At 52.9% G+C, this 2664-nt stretch carries 2 protein-coding genes; both read right to left on the reverse strand.

Annotated elements, in window-relative coordinates:
• Window positions 1-130 precede the first annotated feature (130 nt).
• The gene (locus ACZ25G_RS10225; RefSeq protein ID WP_463682382.1) at window positions 131-871 is read right to left on the reverse strand and encodes a TraX family protein; all 741 of its coding nucleotides are present in this window, start codon (window positions 869-871) and stop codon (window positions 131-133) included.
• Between the two features lie 13 nt (window positions 872-884).
• The gene (locus ACZ25G_RS10230) at window positions 885-2090 is read right to left on the reverse strand and encodes a C39 family peptidase (protein WP_463682383.1); all 1206 of its coding nucleotides are present in this window, start codon (window positions 2088-2090) and stop codon (window positions 885-887) included.
• Window positions 2091-2664: the final 574 nt, after the last annotated feature.

Below are 2664 nucleotides of genomic sequence, written 5' to 3' on the forward strand. Positions count from 1 at the left end.
AAGGAGCGGCGGGTTTTTCCATCATTTTCTTTCGTTGGCTGACAGCCACTTCCAGCACTCCGGGAAAACCGACAGAGCGCAAAAAAAACGGATGCCACCGCTATGGCATCCGTCTCTTTTTCAAGAAATTCTAAATCCACTGCTGCAGGAAGTAGAGCAGGAGCAGATGGACTGGATAAAACCAATAAAACGCCCACTGCAAGGCCTTGCTTTTCCTGCCTCTTTTTCCGTTATACCGCCGCAGCAGGGGGATGGAAAAGAATACTCCCAGCCGGGCGGTAACCGAGGCCCCTTCCAAGGCGCCCTGGAGCAGGTATAATCCCCCTACCCCGATATGGGCCGCTGTCTTCTTATTTTTATAGCCTCGGAACACGCCGTAGGACAGGATCATCAGCACCGCGATATAATTCCAATCCGCCGAATAGGAGAGCAGACAGCAGAGGAGGATGACGATGAGCTTCCTGCCGCCGCTCCAGCTTTTTTGGTGATAGGCGGTCAGGGCAATGAGTCCAAAGAGAAGGGACCACATGACGTCGGTGGCCCGCCAGAAGGCCCAGACGTCATAGCCAAAACAAAGGGTAAAGGGGATGTGGGAGATGATGGCCATCCAGAACAGCCTTCCCATATATTTGGGCAGGTTGGAGGTGTGGTAATAGCCCTCGGCAATGAGAAAGCACATGATGGGCGCAGTCAGCTTCCCCGGCAGCCGTAAAAACTCATACACCGCCAGGTCGTGGGGCACGAACACCACCATACAGTGGTCGAATACCATGGCCAAAATGGCGATGACCTTCAGCTGATTGGAGGTCAAGGTGATCCTTTCCGCACGTGTATAGCTGATATGTAACGCCCTTGCTACCGCTTCCGCCACATCCTTCATCTCCTTATCCTAAACTCGCTGGTTCTGTACTGGTGCAGCTGATCTCCCAGGCGTCCTGATCCCCTGGGAACAGGATAACCGCCGAGGCGCCCTCCGCCACCAGCTCCGGCGTGGCATAGATGACCCCCTCTTCCCCGAGGCCCGGGTCACCCATAGCGCTGGTTCCCCACTGCCAGTACCGGCTCCGGGACTGATAGGGATCCTCCATGAGGAAATAGCCTGTGCCGTCTATCTCCACATAGTCAGCGATGACCATGTAGTGCTGCGCCGGGGTAAAATTGGCGCTGCTGGGAGTTTCATGGACAATGGCCATGGCGTTGTTTTCATCGATATATTCCCGCACATAGTCCCAGTCGATGGCCTGCTGGCCCTCCGCTGGGGTCTGATAGTAAATGGAAGGCTCCTCTATCCCATAAAGCTGAGCCGCCACCGGCATAAAGGTGTCATCCACCCCCGAGGCGGTAATCCGGTAGCCGTTGTCCAGCACATAGTCGATCAGCTCGGTGGGGTCCACCTCCCGGTGGAGATAGGTAGAGGCCACCATGGTCATGGACATGACGCCGCAGGAACGGTCCAGAGCGGTGTCATCCACTTCATCAGGGCTTTCCGGATTGGGGAAGGGATAATCGGCCCAATCCGGGTCGGTCTGGGCCACATAATAAAGCCCCAGGCTCTCCCCGCTGCGCAGCAGGGTCCCATCGATGCCTGCGTCAATCATCCGGCCCTTATAGACGCTGTATACATCCTGCTGCATGCTCTCGGGCAGTGTGGGCAGCGCCTCCAGCAGATAAACCGTCAGCTCGTCCAGGGAAACCTCCCGCTCCAGCTGGCAGAAATCGTAAAGGGTGGCCACTAGGGCCTCCAGATGGCCGTCAAACAGATCCACCACCTCGGGCCGGGTCTGGGAATAGGCCACAAACTCCAAGGAAGCGGTATCATAAAGCAGGTTTTTCACCTCAGTTACCGTTTCAGAACGTTCCCCCGGCAGGGTGCCGCCGGTGGCATCCAGGGAGGAAAGCAATTCATCTGACAGCTGGATGGGGTAAAACTCCACCCCGTCAATAGAGACGGTGACAGCTTCTGCCACAGACTGGCTCTCCGACTGGCTCTGGGAAGCATCCCCTTCCGAGGGCTCCGGCTGGCTGCCGCAAGCCGCAAGGGAAAACAGCAGCACTACCGCCAGCAAAGCCGCCAACAACCGTTTTGTCATTTTCAGCGCTCCTTTCACAATCCATATTCCGCCGTCAGCCTTTCTGGTCTTGGGCGTTTTTCTGGAAAACCCCGCTTCGGGTCAAATCCCTGTTCTCTTCGAAGCTCAAATAAATAAGATTCCTGATTTTTCATGCTTTTTCAGTATCGCTATCGCAATGTTTTTCTCATTTACATTTTGATTTTATCCTATTTTTCTCGCTATGTACAATACTTATTTTATATTTTATGCTATGCTTTTTTTGCATAGCAAAGAAATCGTATATTCTTTTCGTCGTCTTGCCCAGAGAAACTTTGTTTTCCTAAATAAAAAATAAGAAAATGCCCATGCCCTCTATTTCCCGCGCGATATCCTCATTCTTTAAGGTGGCACGCCATTGCCTACCTTGTCAGATCAACTGGGGTGTGCTATAATAAATAAAAGTGTAGGAATCAAGCTTTCTGTCACTTTGCATCTGGCTCAAGGTTCCCGCTTCTGAAAATGTTTCTGTGTAGAAGCCGCCTGCTGGAATGCTTTTGTCCGTTTTCGGTGAAATAAGGAGAGAGCGCTATGAGTAAAATGAAAGAAAATTATG

Source organism: Zongyangia sp., from assembly GCF_965361945.1.